This is a genomic window from Roseivirga misakiensis (genome assembly GCF_001747105.1).
Classification (GTDB): Bacteria; Bacteroidota; Bacteroidia; order Cytophagales; family Cyclobacteriaceae; genus Roseivirga; species Roseivirga misakiensis.
The window spans coordinates 1251689-1276407 of record NZ_MDGQ01000005.1; the positions used below are offsets into that span (position 1 = coordinate 1251689).

Consider the following 24719-nt stretch of genomic DNA (forward strand, 5'->3'; position numbering starts at 1 on the left):
CCTAATATTTCTCTCGGCTTGGTACTTGTCTTTTTCTCACTAATTCTCCCACTTCGGCCAAAACGGTTAGTTTACCGCCGTAAGTTTCTTGCAGTAGCTCATTGTTAAAAACCTTGTCGATGGGGCCAGAAGCGACAAGCCGCATGTTTAACAAGATGATCCAGTCGAAGAATTCTGCTGCGGATTGTAAATCGTGATGTACCACAACAACTGTTTTGCCTTTTGAGGTCATTTCTTGCATAATCGCAAGAATTGCGGCTTCTGTGGCGGCATCTACTCCAGCGAATGGTTCATCCATAAAATATAAATCAGCTTCTTGTGCCAGTGCTCTGGCCAAGAACACGCGCTGTTGTTGCCCTCCTGATAGTTGCGAGATTTGTCGGCTTGTATAGGCTTCCATTCCCACCTTTCTCAAGCAGTTCATGGCCATTTCTTTATCGGCTTTCCGTGGTCGGGTTAAAAGGCCAAGTTTAGCGTATCTACCCATCAATACCACATCCAAAACCGAGGTAGGGAAGTCCCAGTCTACGGTTTCTCGTTGAGGAACATAACTAACCTTATGCCGCACTTGATCGAGTGGCTGGTCAAACATCTTTACATAACCAGATCCTAATGGAAGCAAACCCATGGCAGCTTTGATGAGTGTGGACTTACCTGCACCATTTGGTCCAATAATGCCAATGAGTGCCCCTTTGGGCAAGGTCATATCTATATTCCAGAGAACTGGCTTCTTTTGATATGCCACCGTTAAATCATGAAATTCAACGACAGGATCTTTTGCTTCTAGTTTCATGATTGGAAATTTGGTGTTTGGGTCTTTAAATATTGGATAAATGCGTTTAGCTGCTTCTTTAGAATTACTAATTCATCAATGGATTGCTCATATTCATCGGTTGTTATAAATTCTAGGTCCTTAATCAGGAGTAACTGATATTCTAATTCAGAGGCTGAACCCATGCCGATATTGCAAAATCTGACGAGTTCCTTTTGACTCTCTCTACCACATCCCTCAGCTAGGTTAGTAGGTATGGATTGGGAGCTTCTTCTCATTTGAGACACCAGCCCAAACTTTTCATTACTAGGAAATACTGAAGTCATTTTAAACACGCTTAAAGCCATGTTATGGCCTCTTTTCCATACCTCAAGTTGTTTAAAATCTCTCATCTTACACTTTTTACTAACCTCCTAATAGCCCAATCACCCAAAATCCTAATAACCCAATGCCTAGTCTACTTTAATGCATTTACTATTGTTGTTACATTCGTTTTTACCATGCCGATATAATCACCGCCCGGTGTGCCCTCGGCGCCCATAGCATCCGAAAAGAGGTTGCCTCCAATCATTACTTCATGGCCTTTTTGCCTACACCCTTCTACAATAGCGTTAATGTTCTTTTCGGAGACCGAAGTTTCTACAAAAACGGCCTTAACCTTTCGCTCTACAATGAAATTGACAAGGTCAACTCTGTCTTTTAGCCCAAATTCCGATAATGTCGATATGCCTTGAAGACCGCGAACTTCAATGTTATAGGCTCTGCCGAAATAGCTAAAAGCATCGTGGGCAGTTACCATTAGCCTTTTATCTTCAGGGATTTTCTGAACTTCTGTAATTACCCATTGGTGTAAGGCTGCCAGTGTTTCTTCATATGCCTGAGCATTCTTTTCGTAGTAGGATTTGCTCTCAGGATCGGCACTGCTGAGGGTTGATGTCACTTCTTTTATGGTCGAAAGCCATAGACTAACATCAAACCAGATGTGTGGGTCATATGATCCCTCAAAAACTGGATTGTCTATCAAATTTGATTTTTCAATAGCTCTTGCAATCGGTACGACTGTCTTTATGCGTTCGAGTTTTTCGAAAACTTCGCCCATTTTACCCTCTAAATGAAGGCCGTTATAGAATATTACGTCCGCTTTTCTGAGTCTACCTAAATCGCCTTGAGTGGCTTTGTAAAGATGTGGATCAACACCTGGCCCCATAAGGGCGGTCACCGTTACAGAGTCCTTCCCGACGTTCCTTACGATGTCAGCAATCATGCCGGTAGTGGCGACTACGGCAAGTTTACCTGTACCGTTCGTAGTTTGACTGTCTTTACCGCAGGAAAGCAGGAATATGCTGCAGATGAATAAGATTAGTGCGTTTTTCATAGGTTAGTTACCAAGATGTTTTCTGCTGCCGTTTGAGAAATGGTTATGCTTTTGTTTTGGTTAATGGTAATGTCTATCGAACCATCAAAGTCGTTTTTATCATCTATGCTGATTTTAGTGCCAATGGTAATCCCAACTTTGTCCAAATACTTTAGGAAAGAGTTGCCAGAATCGTTTACCGTAACCACTTGACAAGGTGTACCGATATCTAGCATAGACAACTGGATTTTTTTCACCGTAGTGAATACGCCGTTTTCGTCAGGAATAGGATCTCCATGCGGATCGTGTTTTGGGAAACCAAGGAATTCGTCTAGCCGGCTGATGAGTAGGGGAGATTTAATATGTTCTAATTGCTCGGCGATCTCGTGGACCTCATCCCAATGAAACTTGAGTTTGTCGACAAGAAACACTTCCCACAAGCGGTGCTTGCGAATTACTTTCAGGGCGACTTCTTTTCCCTTGTCAGATACTTTTACTCCACGATACTTTTGATAGTCTACCACTTTCTTTTTTGAAAGTTTACCAATCATATCACTGACAGAAGCTGCCGTAGTTTGCATTTCATCGGCCAAGGCATTCGTGTTGACTCGGTGATGGCCATTTTCAGAAAGGTGGTATATGGCTTTCAGGTAGTTTTCCTCTGCAAAGCTAAACATAACGTACGCATTGTTGAATAATCAAATATAGTATTTAGATAAGTCTAAAAAAAATATGTGATATAGCTAAATCATATAAAGTGAAGCCATATCAATTGAATATCATTGAGTTAACAAGATTAAATAAATTTTTTAGACAAATCTAAAAATGACTAATTAATCAGCTAGGATAGCCAGTAGCTTGGGGGATTCTGTACTCCAGAGACTCTCTGAAACATCCCCTGTTGTATAAAATGCTGTAGTTTCTAATTGGTTAAGAAGTTCTTCTGGAACAAAATTGTAGGGGTCGATTGTGACTGCTGCGTTAAAGCTTTGACAGAAAGAAATCCAATTAGGATTATTGATGAGAAGTATAGGTAGCTTATTCGCCGTGTATTCGAATAGTCTTGTGAGAAGCTTTTCGTCATTCATGCCGTTATTGGCCTTTTTAAATACAAAACCGAAATCTGCCTGATGAATGGCCTCTACGATTTCAGTATGTGGAACAAGGTGGTCTCCACCGTTTAAAGAGATAAAGTCTAGATCTTTAATTTCCTCCTTCAGTCTCACTAAATCACGTTTTAGAGCACAATATCCAACTATTTTGAGTCGGATATTCTCGTTTAATCGATGTAGGTTCTTGGTAACCTCAATCGCTTCAAATACCCCGTTTGAATCAGCTATGGTTCCTGTAAAGACAAGTGATATTCGATCAGACTGATGTTTGGAATCATCTATACGTGAAGTAACAAGCGGTACGTATTTGTTCTCAATAATTGTCGATCGTTTACTAAGAAAGGGTAGTTGCTTTAAATAGACTCGCTCTGCCAAAATATATTGATCTACGAAAGGCTTAGAAATCCATTCTTTGAGCCTTACCCACGCCGCAATAAATGGTTTTAGTGGGGCAGGGAATACCGCCGTGTTTCTGATGTTCTTTGCATAGTTTTCTCTGATATCATAGATAAAAGTGCCACCAAATAAAATTTTGTATAAAGATGTAACTATCAGTAATTCATGTGTGTTAGCAATAATTACTTTAGGTTTTACTTTAATGTAAATTCTAAATACTTTAAAAGGCTTTAAAAGACGGGAAAAACTTAATCTAGTAAAGCTTTTTAAAGGGTGAAAAGTAATGTTCTCGACCGCTCTTGTATTTTTTGAATCAAAGCCTATGATATTAACATCATATGTATTTGTTTCAGCGATTGAAAGCCCAAATTTATCCAGCATACGAGTGTCATCAATTGGTTTCAACAAGGATGCGATGACTAATTTGGTTTTTTTCATTGGTGCACATTAAGTTAAAAAAAATTGAAGCAATTATGGAATTGAGGGATATCATTGAGCGGGCATGGAAAGATCGCAGCTTATTGAAAGATAAAGAAGTGATTTTAGCTATTAAAACCATCATCGAAGACCTAGATAGAGGAGAAAGAAGAGTAGCAGAGCCGACGGCTGATGGTTGGGTGGTGAATGAATGGATTAAAAAAGCGGTAATTCTTTATTTCCCGATTCGTAAAATGCAGACTATAGAAGTGGGTCCCTTTGAATTTCATGATAAAATGAAGTTGAAGAAAGGGTACGCTCAAAAAGGAATTAGAGTTGTGCCTCACGCGATCGCCAGGTATGGTGCTTATGTAAGTAGTGGTGTCATTATGATGCCTTCTTATGTCAATATAGGAGCTTATGTAGATGAAGGCACAATGGTGGATACTTGGGCTACTGTAGGGAGTTGTGCCCAAATAGGTAAAAATGTCCATTTAAGCGGTGGTGTAGGTATTGGCGGTGTTTTGGAGCCTTTGCAAGCCGCACCAGTCATTGTGGAAGATGGTGCGTTCATTGGTTCTCGCTGTATTGTAGTTGAGGGCGTGAAAATTGGTAAGGAAGCAGTTTTAGGCGCCAATGTTACCTTAACAGCAAGTTCTAAAGTCATTGATGTAACGGGTGATGAGCCGATAGAATACAAGGGTTATGTACCAGATCGTGCGGTAGTGATTCCAGGAAGCTACACCAAAAAGTTTCCGGCAGGAGAGTATAATGTACCTGCAGCGCTAATTATTGGAAAGAGAAAAGAAAGTACAGATAAGAAGACATCACTAAATGATGCGCTGCGTGAAAATGATGTAGCGGTATAAGATTTTGAGTCATGATTCCCTAAATGGGAATTTTGCGACATAGATAATTTCAATAAGGCACTGATATTCAGTGTCTTATTTTTTTGGAGAATATGTTGCTCCCAATCAATCGGATTTTGAGTTTTTGATATTGGGAAGCAAATTTTGATTTGCATGAGGGAGTTCTTTCACCCTCTCCACGGAAAGAGGCCTTCGGGCCTCTTTCTTATTTTGCCAACGGTGTAAATACCAAACCTCATTGAACAAGAGATCGTAGAAAGAAGTTAATAAAAGATGAATCCTAATTAACTAAGGATGTTTTTGCGATAGTGGTGAAAACACTACATTTGCGCAGAATTTATTGAGGAGAGAATTTCAAATGAAATATTTAAAGTCAACATGTCTCTTGATTGCATTGCTAATGTTCACAGCATGCGGTGCCGACGTAACTAGAGAGGCTGACAATTTATATAAGGCTGGAAAGTACAAAGAAGCTATAGTTGCTTACAACGAATATATCGATACCAAACCCAAAGATGTGAAGTCTATTTACAACCGCGGTAGAGCATATGAGCAGATAGGTGATTTGGAAAGTGCAAGGAAGGACTTTACACGAGTGCTTGATCTAGATATCAATAACCTGAATGCTAATTTGAGTATGGGGCAATATTGGTATGGAAAAAAGGATTTCAACAAAGCAATTGCATTTTTTGATAAAGTGATCGAAGTAGATGGGAGAGAATCTATGGCATATCTCTTGAAAGGCCGATCACTTCACCAAAAGGCTGATTTCGACGCAGCTAGAGCTAATTATGACCTGGCGATCGACTTTGATAAGAAAAATGCTGAGGCGTTTTTATACCGAGGTGCGCTCAAGATTGTCCAAAATAAGAAGCGCAGTGCATGTAATGATTTAAATCGTGCATTAGCACTTGGAGCGCAAGATGCTAAAGCAGCCTTGGCAAAGCACTGTAAATAATTACTAGAGTGTTCCACTTTGGGACTAACCTTTTGAACTTTTTATTAGAGTTTATAAATTGGACGCTACGACGAAGCAACTAATCAGTCGTTGCGTGCGTCTGTTTATCAGATTAGAAAACTAATTATTAACTCAAACTCAAATGAAAAGATTAACAACAACTACCAAAGCATTACTAATGGCCGCTTTATTCTTGGCAGCCGTGGCATTTCCAACACAGCAAAGTATCTCACAAACTGCCGATATTGAGGTAGTTAAGCAAGATAAATATAGCCCTGTAGGCGTGTGGACTTACAAAGTGAGCACTCCTGACGGTGACTTAGAGGATGAAATGACAATCTCTAAGAATGATGAAGGTGCATTCGAAGTATCGATCGAAAGTGATGTGTATGGTACTTTGGAATTAGAAGACATTACCTTCGAGAAAATGGTAATGGAAGCTTCTGTAGACCTTAATGGTGATAGCGTAGCTTTCGAGTTCGAATTTGATGGTGATTCTATGGAGGGCATGGTATATGCCGGAGAAGATGAGCTTTCTATCACTGCCGAAAGAAAAAAATAAGCAAGAAATTATTTCAAATAATATGAAAGAGGGAGTGTTTTAACTCCCTTTTTTATGCATATATTAAAGCTGAAATTAACCAGCATACATACAAGAAACGTAAGTAATTTATTATGAAGAAATTATTGATAGCCTGCAGAGTAGCACTTTTTGCGGCCCTAATACTCTCTGTTCCTGCCTACTCAAATGGAGCGAACGAGGCTAAAGAGATTAAGAAAGAGAATTCAAAAGTGATCGCTTATGACCCAAGTGGTACATGGGTCGCAGAAGTTGAAGTACCTGGCCAAACAGTCGAATTGATTATCACTATTTCAAAAGATGACGATGGCGATTTTGAAGTTTCAATGGAAGACACCACCGACAATGAAACAGTTGAAATGGAAGATATTTCATTTGATGAAGAAGAAATGACGATGACAGGTGAAGTTGATGCTGATGGTACTACAATTGAAGTAGAACTAGAGTTTGATGAGGATGAGATTTCTGGAACTCTTAAGGCTGAAGGCTTAGAAATGAAACTCACAGGTGAGCGCGAGAATTAATAAACGATAAACATAGAAAAAGGGGAGTCAGCTGGCTCCCCTTTTTTTGTGCTTCAGGCTTAACTTTCAGATTACTAGTCAAACCATAATTCTTTGGTAATTCTCATCTCCAATGAATTTTCTAAATCCTCGGGAATAGTTGGAAAGAAGTCCAGTCCAGTGAGCTCTTCTATTCTGTCTATACTGACCACGTGAGTGCTTAAATCGCTAGCACTTTTTTCGTTTTTTAGTAAAAAGGCAATCGCCTTGATTCCAGGTTTTTTAATATCCAGTATTACCTTGTAGTAATATTCAGGAATAGAAACTTCTTCCTTACCTATTGATTTTAAATTATTATTTAATACCGGACCCGTAATTACATATAATTCAGTGTGTTCTGAAGCCCAATTTCTTACCTGCTCTTCAAGGTTTTTCCAAATTCCTCGATTAAAACCTGGTACTTGAGGACTCATATTACTCATGTAGAAAGACTGTGAAAGTGCGAATTCGTCATAAGAGAAATCAGCGGCGGGCGCTAGATGACCACGATCGTAACCAGAACCTTTATAGTCACTCAAGGTCGCAGATCCAGTTCTAACGCGAGGGTCTTTTCTGAAATCATTTTTACGCTCAAACTTCTCTTGTTTTAAACTATCTGCTGACAGTTTGTACGCCACCCAAATCGCTTGTTCGTGCGGTTCACTATACCTAAGGGTGTAATATGGTCGCTCTATGATGGCCTGACCTGTTTCATACGCTGGCCACATGAAATCGAAAGCAGCTGTGAAATACAAATCAAAGTCATCATACTTGGCAGGGTCAATTGTCTCTGATTCGCTTTGTTCTACTATTTCAGGTGTGGATGTAGTAGAATCTTCGGTTGTTGTCGGTTCGACTGCCTTATCTGCATTATCGAAGGAAGGGAGCTCTATTTCCTCTAAGACTTTGGGAACCAGCCTACCCTCATTCAGCGCTAACCCTACATACCCAAGGACTATCAGAATCAGCATGCCTAGCGTAAATTTTCCAAGATTGAGCCCTTTTTTGGAGCTACTTCGGCCTTTGGAATAACGAGTTCGTGATGAGGCTCTACGTTTGGAAGCTGATTTTTTTGCCATTCGATTTTTTGCAATGATAAGGATAAATCGACTTTTGACGAATGAGTATTTTATTAAATTACATGACTTTTTAAACCCAAATTTATCAACCAATGAATAGTCTTGATCATGTTTATCAGGTGCGTAGTCCTCATAAACTAGCCTTAATTGCCTTTTTGTGTTTTTTCTTTACCTCTTTTTCACTTTTCTCCTATACGCCCTGGCAAGATGGAAATGGCGACACGACCGAGACAGGTCAGGAAAAATTCAAGGATTTACCACTAAAGGCAGAGCGTACCATTAAATTCAATACCAAAGAGGGTACTTGGCTAGCGCTAGATATAAGTCCTGATGGCAAAACCATTGTTTTTGATATGATGGGTGACCTTTATACCATGCCATTTGCTGGTGGGAAAGCCACGCGCATTACAGATGGTATGGCCTATGATACTCAGCCAAGGTTTAGCCCCGATGGAAAGCATATCGTTTTTTCTTCCGATAGAAGTGGTAACGACAACATCTGGACGATGGAGTTGGCGACTGAGGAGACAAAGCAAATTACGAAGAGCCAAAATGAATGGTTCCAGTCAGCCGAGTGGTCTCCAGATGGAGAATACATTGTGGTGTCAAGAGGCCGAAGATCACATAAGTTGTACATGTACCACAAAGATGGTGGTGGAGGTTTCCAGCTCATTAAATCTCCAAGTGGGTTAAAAACGATTGAACCTACATTTAGTCCCGATGGCAGATATATTTACTATTCAAGACGAAATGGTGCGTGGAATTATAACGCACAATTGCCGCAATATCAGATTGCGGTCTATGATCGCGAAAATGGCCAGAATGCCACAATAACCTCTCGTTATGGTTCTGCTTTTTCTCCAACGCTCTCACCAGATGGCCAATGGATGGTTTATGGATCGAGATATGAAGATCAGACGGGTTTAATTCGCCGAAACTTAAAAACTGGAGATGAGAAATGGTTGGCCTATCCTGTACAGCGTGACGAGCAAGAGTCTATAGCACCACTTGGCGTATTGCCGGCTATGACTTTTACACCAGATTCTAAAGAGCTTTTGGCCTCATATGGCGGCAAAATCCATCGTATCCCAATCGCAGGAGGTGCAGCCACTGAAATCCCACTAGATGTCGATATGGAATTGGCAATGGGGCCACGGTTGAAGTTTGATTATCCGATTTCTGATGATAAGGACATGATTGTTACGCAGATTCGCGACGCCGTTCCTTCACCAGACGGCACTAAACTGGCTTTCACTTCCTTAAATCGCCTTTATGTAATGACAATGCCTGATGGAGCTCCAAATAGATTGAGCGATGCTCAGATGACAGAGGCACAGCCTACTTGGTCTCCTGATGGAAAATCTTTGGCTTACGTGACTTGGGAAGATGCTGAAGGAGGAAGTATCTATAAAGTTAATGTAGACGGAAGGCCAAGACCTGTAAAGCTCACAAAGGAATCAGCTATATACGGTACGCCCGCTTGGCATAAGAATGGAAAGCTTGTTTTCACAAAAGGTAGTGCACAAAACTTGAAGGACGCGGTAGGGCCAAATGCCCCAAGATCGGCGGAAGACTTAGTTTGGATGTCTGCTGATGGCGGTGATATCAACTTCATTATGAAAACAAATGGGAGAAGTAATCCACACTTTGTGTCGAGTGATGACAGGATTTACTTGAGTAGTTTCCAAGGGTTAAGTTCCGTCAGGTGGGATGGAACGGATGAAAAAAGACATGTAACCATCACGGGGATTACAGTTTATGGCTCAAACCCAGCTGATGATCATTTCCATCATGATGCGATCGGACGTCGCAGACCTGATATACTACCGATGGATTTAGATGCTAAGGAAAACAATCCGCCATCTAGAGCCACATGGATTCAGATGGCACCAGCCGGAGATAAAGCATTGGCACAGATCAATAATGACATTTATGTGGTTACCGTGCCTAAACTAGGGCAAACCCCAACAATATCAGTCGCTAATCCAACTTCGGCGCAGTTTCCGTCTTGGAAGTTAACTGACATAGGAGGAGAGTTTCCTGCTTGGTCCAGCGATGCCAAAAAAGTGCACTGGTCTCTCGGGAACTCACATTTTATCTATGATTTAGGAGAGGCTAAGGCCTATGCTGATAGCGTGACTAACGCGAAGAAAGCCAAGGAGAAAGCTGAAAAAGCCATGTCTAAGGAAGAGAAAGAGAAGCTGAAGGCTGAAGAGGAAGCAAAAACAAAAGAAGAAAAGGAGGCTGACAAGGCGAAGAAAGCGGATGAAGGTTACAAGGCAAATGAATTCAAAATCGAGATAACCGCTACGAAGGATATTCCTGATGGAATAGCTTTACTTAAAGGTGCGCGAATCATAACAATGAATGGAGATCAGGTGATTGAAAACGGGGATATTCTCATTGAAAATGCCAGAATAAAAGCAGTTGGAGAGTCTGGTTCGTTAACGGTTCCTAGAAAAGCGAAAGTGATCGATATGACTGGCAAAACGATCATCCCAGGCATGGTAGATACGCATGCACACATGTGGCCAGCTTGGGGGATTCACAAGAACCAGGTTTGGGTCTATGCCGCCAATCTAGCTTATGGTGTAACCGCTACTAGAGACCCGCAAACTGCAACGACAGATGTACTGACATATGCGGATATGGTAGAAACAGGAGAGATTTTAGGGCCAAGAGTTTATTCAACAGGTCCAGGTGTCGGTTTTTGGATGTACAACCTGAAAAGTTTAGAACAAACCAAAAAAGTCCTAAGGCAGTACTCTGAGTACTATAATACCAAGACGATTAAAATGTATTTAACGGGAAATAGAAAGGTTCGTCAGTGGATCATTCAAGCGTCTAAAGAACAAGAACTTATGCCAACTACCGAAGGGGGCTTAGACTTTAAATTGAATATGACAAACCTTATTGATGGTTATCCTGGTCATGAACATGCCTTACCGATACACCCACTCTATAAGGACGTGACTCAAACAGTGGCCGATTCTAAAATGACCTATACGCCGACATTGTTAGTGGCCTATGGTGGTCCTTGGGCAGAGAACTATTACTACTCAAGAGAGAATCCGTACCACGACAAAAAACTGCAGTTTTTTACGCCTTATGAAGAGTTAGCACAGAAATCTAGAAGACGACCGGGATGGTTTATGGATGAAGAACATGCATTTCAGAAACTTGCTAAAGATGTAAATAGTGTTGTTGAAGCTGGTGGACTTGCAGGGGTAGGAAGCCACGGTCAATTACAAGGACTTGGATTTCATTGGGAGTTGTGGTCTGTTGCATCAGGTGGTATGACGGAAATGAATGCGCTAAAAGTGGCGACTATTCATGGTGCTGAGGCAATTGGCCTTGAGAAGGATTTAGGCTCTATTGAGGCTGGTAAACTGGCCGATCTGGTAATTTTAACTGCAAATCCATTGGATAACATAAGAAATACAAATTCCATTAGCCATGTGATGAAAAATGGTAGGCTTTACAACGCAAACACGTTAGACGAAGAATATCCGAGGAAAAAGAAGGCTGGTAAGTTCTATTGGCACTCTGAAAAACCAAATGGATTACCAGGAATAAAGAAATAGAAAGATAAGTCTTAAGTAGAGGATCAAGTTTAGGATATATGTCCAATTCTTGATCCTTTTTTATTTTTAGGACATCGAGTATATCGTTTAACGTCGAATTTGACTTAAAACTGCTTCAAGTGCTGTTTTTGCGTTTTGAGCTTCGTTTGATAGCGAATTGTCTAAAAGGTTAGAATCTTCGTAAGGATCCGTAGATAGATCATAAAGTTCTTCTGCACCATCTCCATTCACTATAAGTTTATACTGATCGTTTCTCACGGTCCACTCATCAGTAGTTTCATCATTAAATTCGGCATAAGTAAAGCCTCGAAAAACATCATTGGGGGAACTTAACAATGGACTAAAGTTTTTGCTATCCTCGTAAGTCTCGACGTCAATACCAGCAAGGGAAGCAATCGTAGTGAAGAGATCTGTTGAATTTATCAGTGCATTGTCGCTTCCAATTCTGTTCACGCCATAACCGCTTATAAACATCGGAACATTTATGCCACCTTGATACATCGTTCCTTTAGCTCTTCTTCTACCATATGGAGACTGTGAGACTTGATTTGGTGTCCCGTTATCACCGATAAATATGACAGCCGTATTCGTTAAGTCATCATCATCAATATTGTCTAGTAGTCGACCAATTTGAAAATCCATTGCCTCTATGCTAGCCATATAATAAGGAATTGAGTTAGCATCTATCGAAGCCTGATCTGTTGGAAGATTACCTTGCGAGTGCATGCTTGCAGGAGGCAAGTGAAAAGGTGAGTGAGGCGCGTTGTATGCTAGCCATAAAAACCAAGGTTTAGTTTGGGCACTTACCCAGTCAATGGCCAAATCAGTGAATTTTGTTGTGACATAGTCAGTTTCTCTGGATGCAACTCCATCTTCCGTTAGGCTCCAATTGTAATAGTCGGTGACTGCGCCTGAATATAAACCAGCATAATAATCAATGCCCATATCTTCAGGGTTCAAATTGCCATTAGTTCCGGAAAGGTGCCATTTGCCAACAATAGCGGTTGCATAGCTACTTTCGGTACCTTCATTAATATAGCGCTGTAATGAAATCTCATTAGGTGAAATTTCATCTCCTGGTGATTTTACACCTGTTGAATAACCGTACTTGCCCGTAAGAATAGTCGCACGGGTAGGAGAGCAAACAGAGTTTGTCCAGAAGTTATTAAAGGTGATTCCGCTATTTCTTAAACGGTCCAAATGTGGCGTGTTAGCTTTTATGCTACCCTCCGAATAACCACTTAAGGCGTCTAGACCCAAGTCATCGGCAATAATTAACAGGATATTCGGGCTCGTGACGTTTCCTTGATTTACAGAAGGATCGTCATCATTACTACTGCAGGCGACTAAAATGTAACAGCAGAACATGGTAAACAGCAAGTGCTTGTTCATACGATTCAATTAACGAGTCTATAGATGGTAATTACATAAAATGGTTTAATTTTTATTTCATGAATCTAGATCAAGGTATTATTTAAACTGTTGAAAACCATTCGTTTGAGTTACTATACCTCACAAGATGCTTTAATATCAATAAGATCTTGGTTGATCGCTTTCAACGTTGCTTTTTTGAAAAGCGGACCCATCACTTTAGTCATTAATTTGGCCATAAAGGTCTGTGGTTGGCCATTGAAGCTCATTTTCAAAATAGTACCATTCTCTTGAGCCTCTTCTAGCATTAATTTCGAAATATAAATGGAGCCGTGACTTTCTGCTCTGGTCTGATAATAATGATTTTCTTCTGCATGAGTTATCCACATGGTTTCCATTGCCGATTTACCGAACATGATTCTAGTTTCACGCCATTTCAAACCGATTAATCCTTCATTCGGCTTTTCTAAAACCTCAATATCTTGAATGGCACTTATGCGTGACTTCGCTTCCTCAATATTTGTGATTACTGGCCATATTTTTTCTTTTGGAGCATTGATAAGTATTTGTGCATTAAATTCCATGATCGTTTTTTATGTGGTTGAAAAATGTTTCATAAACCTGCCAATGTCTATGGAAAACCCGTTCATACTTAAGTATGAATCTTAAAAAAAGGGCCTAGAATTAACTCAAAATGGCTCTAAGGTCATGCGATAGGCCTCTTCTACGTCTTCTGTAGGAAACTTACATGTCTTATTTTGGCACACATAGATAGTTGTTCTGCCATCAACTAATTTATTGGCCAACAACGGAACACTGCCCTCAGCAGTACCACCAAGGAAAATAATATCGGGTCGAAACCCTAGATCAAGGGCTTCTTGATAGTTTCTAGCTTGCGATCCCAAAATCGCCACCTCATAGGATGGGTTTTGCAGCTGAATCAATGATTGAATCCATTTACCAGTAAAGGCCGGTGCGACTTGCATTTCGCTATTTTCTGCAGATAGCATCTCAACGGCTTTATCTTTCCATTCACTCCGAGTATCATAAAACAGTTCGGCCAAAAGGATAAGGTTTTCCGCTGCTTGTGCATTTCCTGAGGGTAAATCAGAATCTAGGGTAGGGTAGCTCGCCATAAACAGATCGTCTTTGGCTGAACTTTGTTTGAAAAGAGCAGTGTTATCAGCATTAAAGCGCTCGACCATTTCAGCAGTTATCGCTTCTGCAGATTCTATCCAGTTGAGGTTAAAAGTCACTTGATACAAAGAAATAAGACTAGCGGATAACTGTGCATAATCCTGAAGAAAGCCATTTTGAAGACTTCCATCAGTTCGAGTAACACTATTATTATCGGAATTTAAATGATTGCCTGTCAGGTATGTAGCTAGGTTCTTGCCTTCATTGAGATACGCGGTGTTCTGCGTTGCACGATAAAGCGAAACAAAGCCTTCAATCGCCAAAGCATTCCAACTGGTGATAATCTTTTTATCCTTGGGTGGAGACGTTCTTCTCGATCGTTTGCTAAGTATTTCTGCTTTGACATCCGATTTAGTCCAAGCCAAATAATCTTGCTTAGTCGATCCATTGGCAAAGAGTACATTCTGACCATTCTCCCAGTTGCCAGCTTCTGAGATATTGAAAAGTTTTAGGGTTGCAGCATCATCAAATTCCTGAATTTCTGAAAGCGTCCATGTATAATAGCCACCCTCAACTTCATTACTCACTGCATTAATCGAGGAATAGAAACCGCCACTCTCTCTTTTAAACTCCGTCAGTAAGCAATTAGCCGTGCTTTCGGCGATATAGAGATAAAAAGGGTCGTTAAACTTACGATACGCCTTGGCATAAACTGCCATCAGCTGCGCATTGTCATAGAGCATCTTTTCAAAGTGAGGAACCTTCCAGTCCTTATCGGTAGAGTATCGGGCAAATCCACCATTAAGATGATCAAACATGCCGCCTAAAGCCATATTATCTAACGTCTGTTTTAGGAATTTGTCCAAGTCCTTGTTCGGTCGATAATAGGTGAAATCAAGCAATGCAGACAAATAAGGCGAGTTAGGGAACTTCTGCGTGCCTTTAATTCCACCAACGGTCGTATCACTTTGGCTTAACCACAACCCTTCAATATCGGCTAAAGTAATATCTATTCCTTGTCCCTTTAGACTCGACTTTTCCTTGAGCGAAGCAGCCATACTTTCTGCCTGATTGAGAATTTCTTCAGGATTTTCTTGATACAAGTAATCGGCTCGCTGAAGTACCGCCTGCCAATCTTCATTTTCAAAGTATGTACCAGCGAACAAAGGTGTGCCATCGGATGTGGCAATAATGTTTAAAGGCCAGCCAGCACTTCCAGTCATTTTTCGAGCTGCATCGGCATAAACTTGGTCAATATCAGGCCTTTCTTCACGATCAACTTTTATAGAGACGTAACTATCATTCATAAGCTTGGCCACCGTCGTGTCCATAAAGGTTTCTTTTTCCATCACCTGGCACCAGTGACAAGCATAATATCCAATACTGATGACAACGAGTTTGTCTTCAGATTTAGCCTTTTCAAACGCCTCATCGCCCCAAGGGTACCAATCGACAGGGTTTGTGGAATGTTGTAATAAATAGAGGCTACTTTCCTTGGCCAATCGGTTCTGAGGGACCTCTTGTTCCTTACGACTATCGCAGCTGGTATACAGTATTAATATTCCAATAATCAGCCCGAAAAGACGGAAAGGATAACTGTCATTTTTTTTCATCATCAGCGCATTTTTTAAACCTGAAAACTCTAACTTGAGGCTTTTATAGGACATTTGAAGTGATGTGTAGACCGATGTTACAAGTATACAGAACAAATTGTAAAAGACTAGTTTTTACTTTTTTCGTGATTCTATGTACCTGCCTGTTTTTCTCTTGCGGATCGAACGAAACCGCGGAAGTAAAACCTAAAGAAAACGATGCTCAAGCTGAGCCTCCGGTTTTTAGCGAAGTGTCCTTTGCGCTGTCTGGTATTCGGTTCATCAATACCATTCGAGAAGATGAAACCCATAATTTTTTCAACTACAACTACATATATAATGGCTCAGGGTTAGCTGTCGCAGATTTCAATAATGATGACTTGGAAGATGTATACTTTGTGTCCAATCAATTTGGGGCAAAACTCTTCTTGAATAAAGGCGGATTAAAATTTCAAAACCTGACGGATAGTGCCGGTGTAGGGGCTGCGCAAGGCTGGAAAAATGGAGTCACCATTGTAGATGTTAACGATGACGGCTTTGACGATATCTACGTTTCTAGATCTGGCAGATATGAAAAAGCATCAGATAGAACCAATCTACTTTATGTAAACAATGGTGATTTAACGTTTACCGAACAAGCGGCTAAATACGGTTTAGATGATCCAGGTTACGGTGTTCAAGCCTATTTCTTTGATTTCGATCGGGATGGCGATTTAGATATGTATCAGGTCAACCACCGAATTGATTTCGAAAATAAGAATACGATTAACATGCTGAGTCGGGTAGATGCAACAGCCGATAAGTATGCACGAGACAGGCTCTATGAGAATAATGGTGGAAAATATAGAGACATTTCCGATAAAGCGGGGATAGTAAACAATGCCTGGGGACTGAGTGCTGTATTAGGTGATTTCAATGAAGATGGATGGGATGATATCTACGTGGCGAATGATTATTTAATGCCAGATTACTTATACATCAACAACGGAGATGGCACTTTTAAAGAATCGATTGGCGATCATTTCAACCACATCTCTTTCTATAGTATGGGAAGTGATTGGGCTGATATAGACAACACAGGTCATTTAGACCTATTTACGCTAGATATGGCACCTGAAGATCATGTACGCTCAAAAAGACTAATGGCTTCAATGAGCAATGATGTTTTCTGGACCATGGTAGATCAAGGCTATCAGCATCAATACATGATCAACACCTTGCAATACAATCATGGTAAAGGGAATTTTAGTGAAGTATCTCAGCTATCTGGTATCTCTAAAACAGATTGGAGTTGGACGGCGCTCTTCGGTGATTATGATGCAGATGGCTTAAAAGACCTTTTCGTGACCAACGGAATTCGCAAAGACATAACGGATAACGATGCTATGACGGCTACCGACAAATTAGCATCATCGGGTAACCTTAAATTAGGGCAAGTCCTCGATTTGTTGCCAAGTGCCAAACTTCAAAACCCAATTTTCAAAAATCAAGGCGCTTTAAAATTCGAGCGATCCAATGATGATTGGGGTATGAGAAAAGCCTATAACTCAAATGGGGCAGTATTTGCCGATCTCGATAACGATGGGGATTTAGAGATTGTGACTAACAATATGGACTTGAACAGTGCCCTGTATAAAAATCTAACGGTAGAAAATACAGGACGAAAACTGAATAAAGTTGAGTTAATTGGCCCTAAGGGTAATAGAAATGCGCTAGGGACCACACTTAGAATAGTTTTAGCGGATGGCAGTGAAAGGCTTGAAAAAATTAGAGGGAGCAGAGGTTACTTGTCGAATTCGGATCCAAGTCTTTTTATTCCCACCGATGAAAAGATTCAAGAGATTGTCGTCACTTGGCCAACTGGCGAGCAGTCAGTCGTGAAATCACCGAATTTAGCCGAAAAGTTAGTGATTGACTATAATAAGGCTGATTTGACTAATATGAGGCCAACAAAAGAGGCCAATACCTACTTTGCGAAAACGGAAGAACCAGTTATTTCATTCCAGCATGAAGAAAATGAGTTTGACGACTTTATAGCCGAAATTCTATTACCACATAGGCAATCTGAACATGGCCCTTTTATGTCTAAGGCCGACGTAAATGGAGACGGACTCGACGATGTTTTTATAGGAGGAGCAAAGGATCAAGCATCAGCGCTTTACGTGCAACAAGCCAACGGTAAGTTTAAAACGGTATCTCAAGCTACTTTTAATGCTGATAAGCGACATGAGGATATGAATTCCACATTTTTTGATGCAGATGGAGACAGCGATCTTGATTTGTATGTGGTCAGTGGTAGTGGTGAAGTCTATAATAACCAAAATGGGCTTTTGAGAGATAGACTTTATTTGAATGACGGTGATGGGAACTTTACAAAAGCACCGCAAGAAACGCTTCCAAATGATCAATTAGCAGGGAGTAAAGCTATTCCTTCCGATCTAGATGGTGATGGCGATATGGATTTAGTAGTCCTCAATCGAAATGTCCCAGGAAAGTATCCTTCAGGACCAAGAAGCCATATTTATTTGAATGAAGGCGGAAGGTTTGTAAACGCTACCAAAAAAGTCTCGTCGGATTTCTATGAGTCTTCAGACATGTTAGTGGATGGAACCTTCGCTGATTTAGATGGTAATGGACACGATGACTTGATCGTCGTAGGAGAGTGGACCGCACCGAAGATTTTTATGAACGATGGTGAATCTCTCGAAGCGGCATCAGTACCGTTTGATGACTTAAAAGGGTGGTGGAATAGAATAGTACCGACGGATATTGATAATGATGGAGATATTGATTTTGTGCTTGGCAATGTAGGGCTAAATAATAAGTATCATCCTACGCCAAAGTCTCCCTTGTACCTGTTTTATAATGATTTTGATGATAATGGTTTAGGCGATATTGTTCTTTCTAAAAGTAACGGAAAAGAGCTCTTACCAGTAAGAGGAAGAGAATGTAGTTCGCAACAGATGCCTTTTATCCTTCAGAAATTCGACAACTATGAAAAGTTCGCGAATGCCGATCTTACAGCAATTTATACTGAGGAAAGGCTTGAAGAATCCTTAAAACTTGAGGTGAATAATTTCGCTTCTGGTGTATTGGTAAATAACGGCGCTATGGACTTTGAATTTAAGCCTTTGCCGAATTTGGCACAGTTCGGCGCTGTCAAAGACATATTGCTAAGAGATATCAATGCCGATGGATTGATTGACTTAGTGACTGCCGGTAATTTCTATGGGGCCGAAGTCGAAACCGTTCGTTATGATGGAAATATGGGCTCAATTGCCATTAATAAGGGCAATGCCAACTTCGAGGTTTTAAGTCAAGAAGAGGCAGGCCTTTATTTAAAATCAGATGTTAGAGACTTGGAGGTGGTTACAATTCAAAACGAAGAATACCTTGTGGTAGCTTCAAACAACAGTGAATTGAAAACCTTTAAAGTCACCAAGCGACCCTAACATCTGACCTACATGATTAGACCTGAATGGTCTTCCATTTACCCTTTTTAAATAGAATAATCGATACAGTAGCGATCAGTATTTCGGCTAAGGTAATCGCCGTGAAGACTCCAATTGGTCCCCAATCTAGTGTTATCGCTGCTAAATAGGCAAACGGTAATTGGAATACCCAAAAGCAGAAGAAGTTAATGACTGTAGGTGTTTTCGTATCTCCAGCACCATTAAAAGACTGGGTCACTACCATACCATAAGCATAAAATACATAGCCAGCAGCTATGATTTGTAAACTCAAAGCACCATTCTGTACTACTTCTTCTACATCGCTAAACAATCCTATGATATACTCGGCAAAGAATAGGTAGAACAAGGAAATAATCACCATAAAGATCGCATTGTATTTTCCTGTTTTCCAGACCGAAACTTCAGCACGATCGGGCTTCTTAGCGCCTAAATTTTGTCCGACTAATGTCGCAGCGGCATTGCTCATACCCCATGCTGGCATTAAGGTGAACATCATAACACGGATAGAAATGGTGTAACCAGCCAACACATCGCTTCCGAATTCAGACATAATCCTCATTAAGAAAACCCAGCTAGATGTACCGATTAAGAATTGACCAATACCACCAAGCGATACTTTGATCAAATTCCACATGACGGCTAAATTCAAGACAAAGTCTCTTACGCCAATTTTTATTCTACCCCAACCAAAGAAGAGGATCATAAACTGACCTGTTACCGCTACACCACGACCGATAGTAGTGGCGATGGCAGCGCCTTCCACGCCATAAGCGGGAATAGGGCCGAGTCCGAAGATAAAAATTGGGTCAAGGATAATGTTGAGTCCGTTTGATATAACAAGCATCCACATGGCCACAGAAGCGTCTCCCGCACCACGAAATATGGCGTTGATCAAAAAGAGCATCATAATGGTGATGTTACCACCGAGTAAAATCCTTGTGTAACCATAGCCCTCTTCAATTAAAGCGGCTTCGCCACCCATAAGACCTAGTATTTCTTTGGGGTAAATTATCCCAAGGATTCCGAGAATTATAGCGACTAGTGCCCCTAAAAATATGGCTTGAACTGATGCTTTTGCAGCACCTTCTTTGTCCTTTTCTCCGATTCTACGAGCTACTACGGCCGTAGCGGCCATACTTAACCCAATAGCAACGGCATAGAGTAGGGTGATTACGGATTCCGTGAGCCCAACTGTAGCTACAGCATTGACTGAAATTCGAGAAACAAAAATGATATCGACCAAAGCAAATGTCGATTCCATCAACATTTCTAAAATCATAGGGATGGAGAGCATAAAGATCGCCTTACGAATGCTTCCAGTGGTAAAATCTTCTTGTTTACCTGAGATGGCCATTTTAAGGTACTGCCAAAACCTAATAAATCTATTACTTGACAATTGTGTCATTACTTGAGAATTAAAAAACTAAAAAAATGAATAAGTGAGAGGTGCGCGAGTGGGATTAGCAGCACGCGTTCAGGACCAGTATATTGGGGTCGGTCGATATGAACGTAATAATTCTCATAACTTCATGATGACACAAATCAATGAATAATTTTTCTTAAAATCAAAGAGAAAATTTTAGCCGAGCACTAATTCTTTGAATTCTTGCATGCCTGTGGTGGCATTTTTCTGGATAAAATGAACTTGACTTGAAAGGGGTAAAATCGGTTTTTTTGGGTCAATTAGGAACTTTTTACTATCATCTGGAGCATAGTCAATCAAGCCAGCAGCGGGGTACACTTGAAGTGATGTTCCAACGACTAAAAAAATATCGGCCTGGGTAGTTATTTCAATTGCAAGCTCCATCATTGGCACCGCTTCGCCAAACCAAACGATGTTAGGTCGCAATTGACTTCCCTTTTCGCAAAGGTCTCCTAAGTTTAGCGGCCAGTCGTCCATATTGTATATTAGTTCTTCATCAATTGTGCTACGAGACTGGAAAAGTTGGCCATGTAAATGATGAACATTTCGACTACCTGCTTTCTCATGTAGGTTATCTACATTTTGCGTTATGATTTGTACATCAAACATGGATTGTAGTTCTGCAAGGGCAAAATGTGCGGCATTAGGTTTGGCACTTAGTGCTTGTTTTCGGCGTTGATTGTAAAACTCGAGTACCAAACCAGGGTTTTTGAACCACCCGTTTGGCGATGCAACTTCCATAACATCGTGACCTTCCCAGAGCCCATCCGCATCGCGAAATGTCTTGATGCCACTTTCAGCACTGATTCCTGCTCCAGTAAGTACTACTAGTTTTTTCATGTTTGAACAAAGCTCACCAAAAATAAGCTTTAGCGACGTTAAATTGATTGAAAGCCTTCTTAATCTGTTACTTAGGACGTATTTTGAGCGTACTCCCTATGGCTAAGAAATCGAAAAATACTTTGAGTGCATTTGCTAAGATGGCCTTATGCATTTTATGGTTCTCAGCATTTTCGTGTTTGGCCCAAACTGGTACTACAGAAGGGAGAGAGTTTTACGTTGGCTTTTTGATCAATGGAGCAGCGGCCAATCCAAATATCAATCAAGTCATTATAAGTAGTAAAGTCGCCACCCAAGGTCGGGCTGAGATAGTGGGCACGAGCTATTCTACTTTTTTCACGATATCGGCAAATGGCAGTCAAAGGATAGATATTCCAGATGAGTTTGAGGCTGAAGGCACTTCTGAAAATGAACGTGTGGCTATAAGAATAAGAACAAACGATCCTGTGACTGTCTATGCCTTTAATGAGGACGTCGCTACTTCAGATGGTACTTTGGTTTTACCAGTAAATTCGTTGGGTGAGAATTATATGGTGCAGGCCTATGATAATGATCAATTTCTACCCGGTTTTACACAAAACGAAATAGGGATAGTTGCGACAACAGATAGCACCATTTACGAAATTAATCCAAGTGCTGATCTAGTTGATGGTGATGGAAATGTGATTCACCAAAAAAACGTAGCTTTTCGAGACACACTTTTTTTAGGGGAACAAATCATCTTTTTCTCAGATGACAACTTATCTGGAACCACGGTGGATGTGGTAAATAATGATCCGAATGTGTTTTGTAAACCGATTGCTGTTTTTTCTGGTCATGTAAGCTCCTTGGTTGACGATTGTCAATCTGCAGATCATCTTTATCATCAACTTTACCCGACTGGTGATTGGGGAACTGCGTACGCTGTTATCCCTTTTGCCACACGTTCGGGTGGTGATGTAGTTCAAATATTGGCTGCTGAAAATAATACAAGGATTACGACAACAACCAACGGAAGTAGGATACTTGACCGCGGGGAAAGATGGGTGTTTTTGGCATCTCAGGCTACTTTCATATCAGCTGATAAGAAGATTTCAGTGCTACATTTAAGTAGGGGAAAAGCTTGTGATGCTGCTGATCGGGGAAATAATGTTGCAGATCCTTTTATGATTGTCTTAAGTCCGGTCAATCAAATTGCCAGAGATATTCAATTTCAGATTGTAACAAGCGATCGGACGCGCAATTATTTTGTTAATCTGGTTACAGAAACATCCAACCTAAATGTGCAATACGACGGGGTTGATATTTCGAGTCAATTTGAGCCGATTCCTGGTAGACCAGAATTTTCGCACGCTACGATTGAGACAAATCAAGGGCCGCGTAGGTTGACTAGCAGTACTGGTGTGGTGGCACATGTATATGGCTTCGGTGATTCGGAGTCGTTTGGCTACGCCGCAGGCGGCAACTTGGGAGATTTTGTAGTAGAGATAATTGACGAACAGCTAAATGTGGTCAATGAAACAGTTTGCGAGGCCTCGGAAATCGCATTAAAGGTGACATCGGATATACCAATCTTGAAAGATACATATACTAGTTTTCGGTGGGAGATAAGCGATGGTACAGTATTGTTCGGTGATGAAGTAACGCACCACTTTGCTGAGGCTGGGGAATTTACAATCGACATGATTGCCTCAAAGGAGACTAGCCAATGTAGTAACCTAATTGTAAGTAGAACTGTCAATGTGATACCCGACGGCATTGATGGAATTTTGGGGCCTGTTTCCATTTGCCCTAGTGCTCAAGATATCGTTTTTCAGGCTGATGGTACGCTGCCTGGTTACACCTATGAATGGTTTGTAGATGGTGGGACAATTGATGGTTTAAGCTTTGGTAATCAGATTGTTGTAGATTGGAATGTTACCGATGCAAATCCTAGAGTTCAAGTGATTGCGCGATCGCCGAATGGCTGTTTGAGCGATACCGTCACTTATGATGTATCATTGAATGAAACGTTGGAACCACTGGAACCTTTTGGTCCTAGTCAATTATGCTCAGACGACGTTAGAGAGGTGCGGTATTGGACACCAAAGTCTACTGGTTCCAGTTACACTTGGGAAGCGATCGGAGGGGCGATTGTAGATGGCCAAGGGACAAATGAAGTTCGCGTGACGTGGAGTTCACTTGGTCAACATACTTTACGTTTTTATGAAACCACCACGGTAAATTCCCAGTGTGACGGTGTTTCGGAAGATTTGATCGTCACCGTACTTCAACCGATATCATTCACATCCATTGAGACCCCCGTGAGTTGTTTTGGCGATTCTGATGGCGAAATTCAGATAAGTATCACTGGAGGTTTAGCACCATACAATTTAGTTTGGGACCATGGATCGACAGGTACAAGGCTAAATGGTCTTGCTGCGGGTACTTACAACTTCACAATTACAGATGCCCTTAATTGCGTTTTGGCAGAGTCTGTCACAGTTACCTCACCATCCTTATTACAAGCTACAGTTACACCAATACCTGCCGTTTGCAATGGTGCCAGAGGGCGAGCAATTGCCAATGTATCAGGAGGCACTGGACCATTTGAGTTTAATTGGAGTAATGGTGTTTCTTCCAGTTCTAATGAAATTGACGGATTGCCTGAAGGGAATTATTCGGTTCAGATATTAGATGCCAACGACTGTGAAACCATCGTGAACTTTATAATTGATGAACCGAGCGAATTGATGGCTACCTTCGAGGAAAAACAGGCCTGTCCCGGTGTTTCAGATGGTATGCTCAGCATAAGCGTTACTGGTGGCACAGCACCTTATATGTATCACTGGGAAATGAGGCCGCCCTCTACGCAGAATACCTTGGACCTACTTGGCGCAGGAAACTACCAAGTGAGCATAATAGATGCTAATGGGTGTGATTTGACCATTTCGGCTCAAGTAACAAATATTCGACCCTTGGTGCGTTTTCCGACCGCTTTTTCTCCCAACGACGATGGAATCAATGACACTTTTGGTGCTGTTTTTAACTGTACCATCGATTTTAATTTGGTCGTTTATAATCAATGGGGAGTAGTGATTTATCGTACTCAGGATATTAATGGACAATGGGATGGGAAATACGAAGGAGAAAAGGTGCCGCCTGGAACCTATTCATACGTAGCGGAATATAATGCAGAATTTAATGGTAACCCCTTTTCTGAAAAGGTGAGGGGTAGAATAAGTGTAATTTTCTAATAAGG

At 41.0% G+C, this 24719-nt stretch carries 18 protein-coding genes; 7 read left to right on the forward strand and 11 right to left on the reverse strand.

The window, feature by feature from the left end; all coding sequences use genetic code 11:
- Position 1 precedes the first annotated feature (1 nt).
- The 5 genes from BFP71_RS13135 to BFP71_RS13155 form a co-directional block, all read right to left on the reverse strand.
- Positions 2–793 (reverse strand): metal ABC transporter ATP-binding protein, encoded by a 792-nt coding sequence (locus BFP71_RS13135; protein WP_069835921.1) that lies wholly within the window; start codon positions 791–793, stop codon positions 2–4.
- Positions 790–1164: a four helix bundle protein gene (locus BFP71_RS13140; RefSeq protein ID WP_069835922.1), complete on the reverse strand. Its 375-nt coding sequence runs from the start codon at positions 1162–1164 to the stop codon at positions 790–792. The genes BFP71_RS13135 and BFP71_RS13140 overlap by 4 nt, the downstream gene beginning before the upstream one ends.
- Positions 1165–1229: 65 nt before the next feature.
- Positions 1230–2147, reverse strand: a complete 918-nt coding sequence (locus BFP71_RS13145) for a metal ABC transporter solute-binding protein, Zn/Mn family (protein ID WP_069835923.1) — start codon at positions 2145–2147, stop codon at positions 1230–1232.
- A complete protein-coding gene (locus BFP71_RS13150) occupies positions 2144–2803 on the reverse strand; it encodes a metal-dependent transcriptional regulator (protein ID WP_069835924.1) in 660 nt (219 codons plus the stop codon). Before BFP71_RS13150 ends, BFP71_RS13145 begins: the two co-directional genes overlap by 4 nt.
- 156 nt (positions 2804–2959) lie before the next feature.
- On the reverse strand, positions 2960–4072 hold the full coding sequence (locus BFP71_RS13155) for a glycosyltransferase family protein (protein WP_069835925.1): 1113 nt from the start codon (positions 4070–4072) through the stop codon (positions 2960–2962).
- A gap of 35 nt (positions 4073–4107) precedes the next feature.
- Here BFP71_RS13155 and BFP71_RS13160 point away from each other — a divergent pair, with 35 nt between their 5' ends.
- The 4 genes from BFP71_RS13160 (at position 4108) to BFP71_RS13175 (ending at position 6982) form a co-directional block, all read left to right on the forward strand.
- Entirely contained in the window at positions 4108–4920 is an 813-nt protein-coding gene (locus BFP71_RS13160; RefSeq protein WP_069837072.1) for a 2,3,4,5-tetrahydropyridine-2,6-dicarboxylate N-succinyltransferase, read from the forward strand.
- Between the two features lie 400 nt (positions 4921–5320).
- Complete coding sequence (locus tag BFP71_RS13165) at positions 5321–5878, forward strand: tetratricopeptide repeat protein (protein ID WP_176723365.1); 558 nt, start codon at positions 5321–5323, stop codon at positions 5876–5878.
- A 142-nt stretch (positions 5879–6020) separates the two neighbouring features.
- The gene (locus tag BFP71_RS13170; protein WP_069835927.1) at positions 6021–6440 is read left to right on the forward strand and encodes a hypothetical protein; all 420 of its coding nucleotides are present in this window, start codon (positions 6021–6023) and stop codon (positions 6438–6440) included.
- Between the two features lie 113 nt (positions 6441–6553).
- Positions 6554–6982, forward strand: coding sequence for a hypothetical protein (locus BFP71_RS13175; protein ID WP_069835928.1), 429 nt, complete (start codon positions 6554–6556; stop codon positions 6980–6982).
- A gap of 74 nt (positions 6983–7056) precedes the next feature.
- On the opposite strand, the gene BFP71_RS13180 is transcribed toward BFP71_RS13175, so the two are convergent.
- Positions 7057–8079 (reverse strand): DNA/RNA non-specific endonuclease, encoded by a 1023-nt coding sequence (locus BFP71_RS13180; protein ID WP_088125022.1) that lies wholly within the window; start codon positions 8077–8079, stop codon positions 7057–7059.
- Between the two features lie 92 nt (positions 8080–8171).
- Between BFP71_RS13180 and BFP71_RS13185 the strand changes: the two genes are divergently transcribed.
- Positions 8172–11663 carry an amidohydrolase family protein gene (locus BFP71_RS13185; protein WP_088125023.1) on the forward strand — a complete coding sequence of 1164 codons (3492 nt, stop codon included), beginning with the start codon at positions 8172–8174 and terminating at the stop codon, positions 11661–11663.
- A gap of 87 nt (positions 11664–11750) precedes the next feature.
- On the opposite strand, the gene BFP71_RS13190 is transcribed toward BFP71_RS13185, so the two are convergent.
- From BFP71_RS13190 to BFP71_RS13200, 3 genes are all read right to left on the reverse strand, one after another.
- A complete protein-coding gene (locus BFP71_RS13190; RefSeq protein ID WP_069835929.1) occupies positions 11751–13055 on the reverse strand; it encodes a sulfatase-like hydrolase/transferase in 1305 nt (434 codons plus the stop codon).
- 113 nt (positions 13056–13168) lie between these two features.
- Complete coding sequence (locus BFP71_RS13195; protein ID WP_069835930.1) at positions 13169–13618, reverse strand: SRPBCC family protein; 450 nt, start codon at positions 13616–13618, stop codon at positions 13169–13171.
- A gap of 105 nt (positions 13619–13723) precedes the next feature.
- On the reverse strand, positions 13724–15787 hold the full coding sequence (locus BFP71_RS13200) for a thioredoxin domain-containing protein (RefSeq protein ID WP_176723366.1): 2064 nt from the start codon (positions 15785–15787) through the stop codon (positions 13724–13726).
- 122 nt (positions 15788–15909) lie between these two features.
- On the opposite strand from BFP71_RS13200, the gene BFP71_RS13205 reads away from it, so the two are divergent.
- Complete coding sequence (locus tag BFP71_RS13205) at positions 15910–19215, forward strand: FG-GAP repeat domain-containing protein (protein WP_069837074.1); 3306 nt, start codon at positions 15910–15912, stop codon at positions 19213–19215.
- Positions 19216–19231: 16 nt separating this feature from the next.
- On the opposite strand, the gene BFP71_RS13210 is transcribed toward BFP71_RS13205, so the two are convergent.
- Together BFP71_RS13210 and BFP71_RS13215 are read right to left on the reverse strand one after the other, a co-directional pair.
- Positions 19232–20641 carry an MATE family efflux transporter gene (locus BFP71_RS13210; RefSeq protein WP_069835932.1) on the reverse strand — a complete coding sequence of 470 codons (1410 nt, stop codon included), beginning with the start codon at positions 20639–20641 and terminating at the stop codon, positions 19232–19234.
- A 174-nt stretch (positions 20642–20815) separates the two neighbouring features.
- Positions 20816–21499, reverse strand: coding sequence for an SIR2 family NAD-dependent protein deacylase (locus BFP71_RS13215; RefSeq protein ID WP_069835933.1), 684 nt, complete (start codon positions 21497–21499; stop codon positions 20816–20818).
- A gap of 98 nt (positions 21500–21597) precedes the next feature.
- On the opposite strand from BFP71_RS13215, the gene BFP71_RS13220 reads away from it, so the two are divergent.
- The gene (locus tag BFP71_RS13220; RefSeq protein ID WP_069835934.1) at positions 21598–24714 is read left to right on the forward strand and encodes a T9SS type B sorting domain-containing protein; all 3117 of its coding nucleotides are present in this window, start codon (positions 21598–21600) and stop codon (positions 24712–24714) included.
- The last annotated feature ends 5 nt before the right edge of the window (positions 24715–24719 follow it).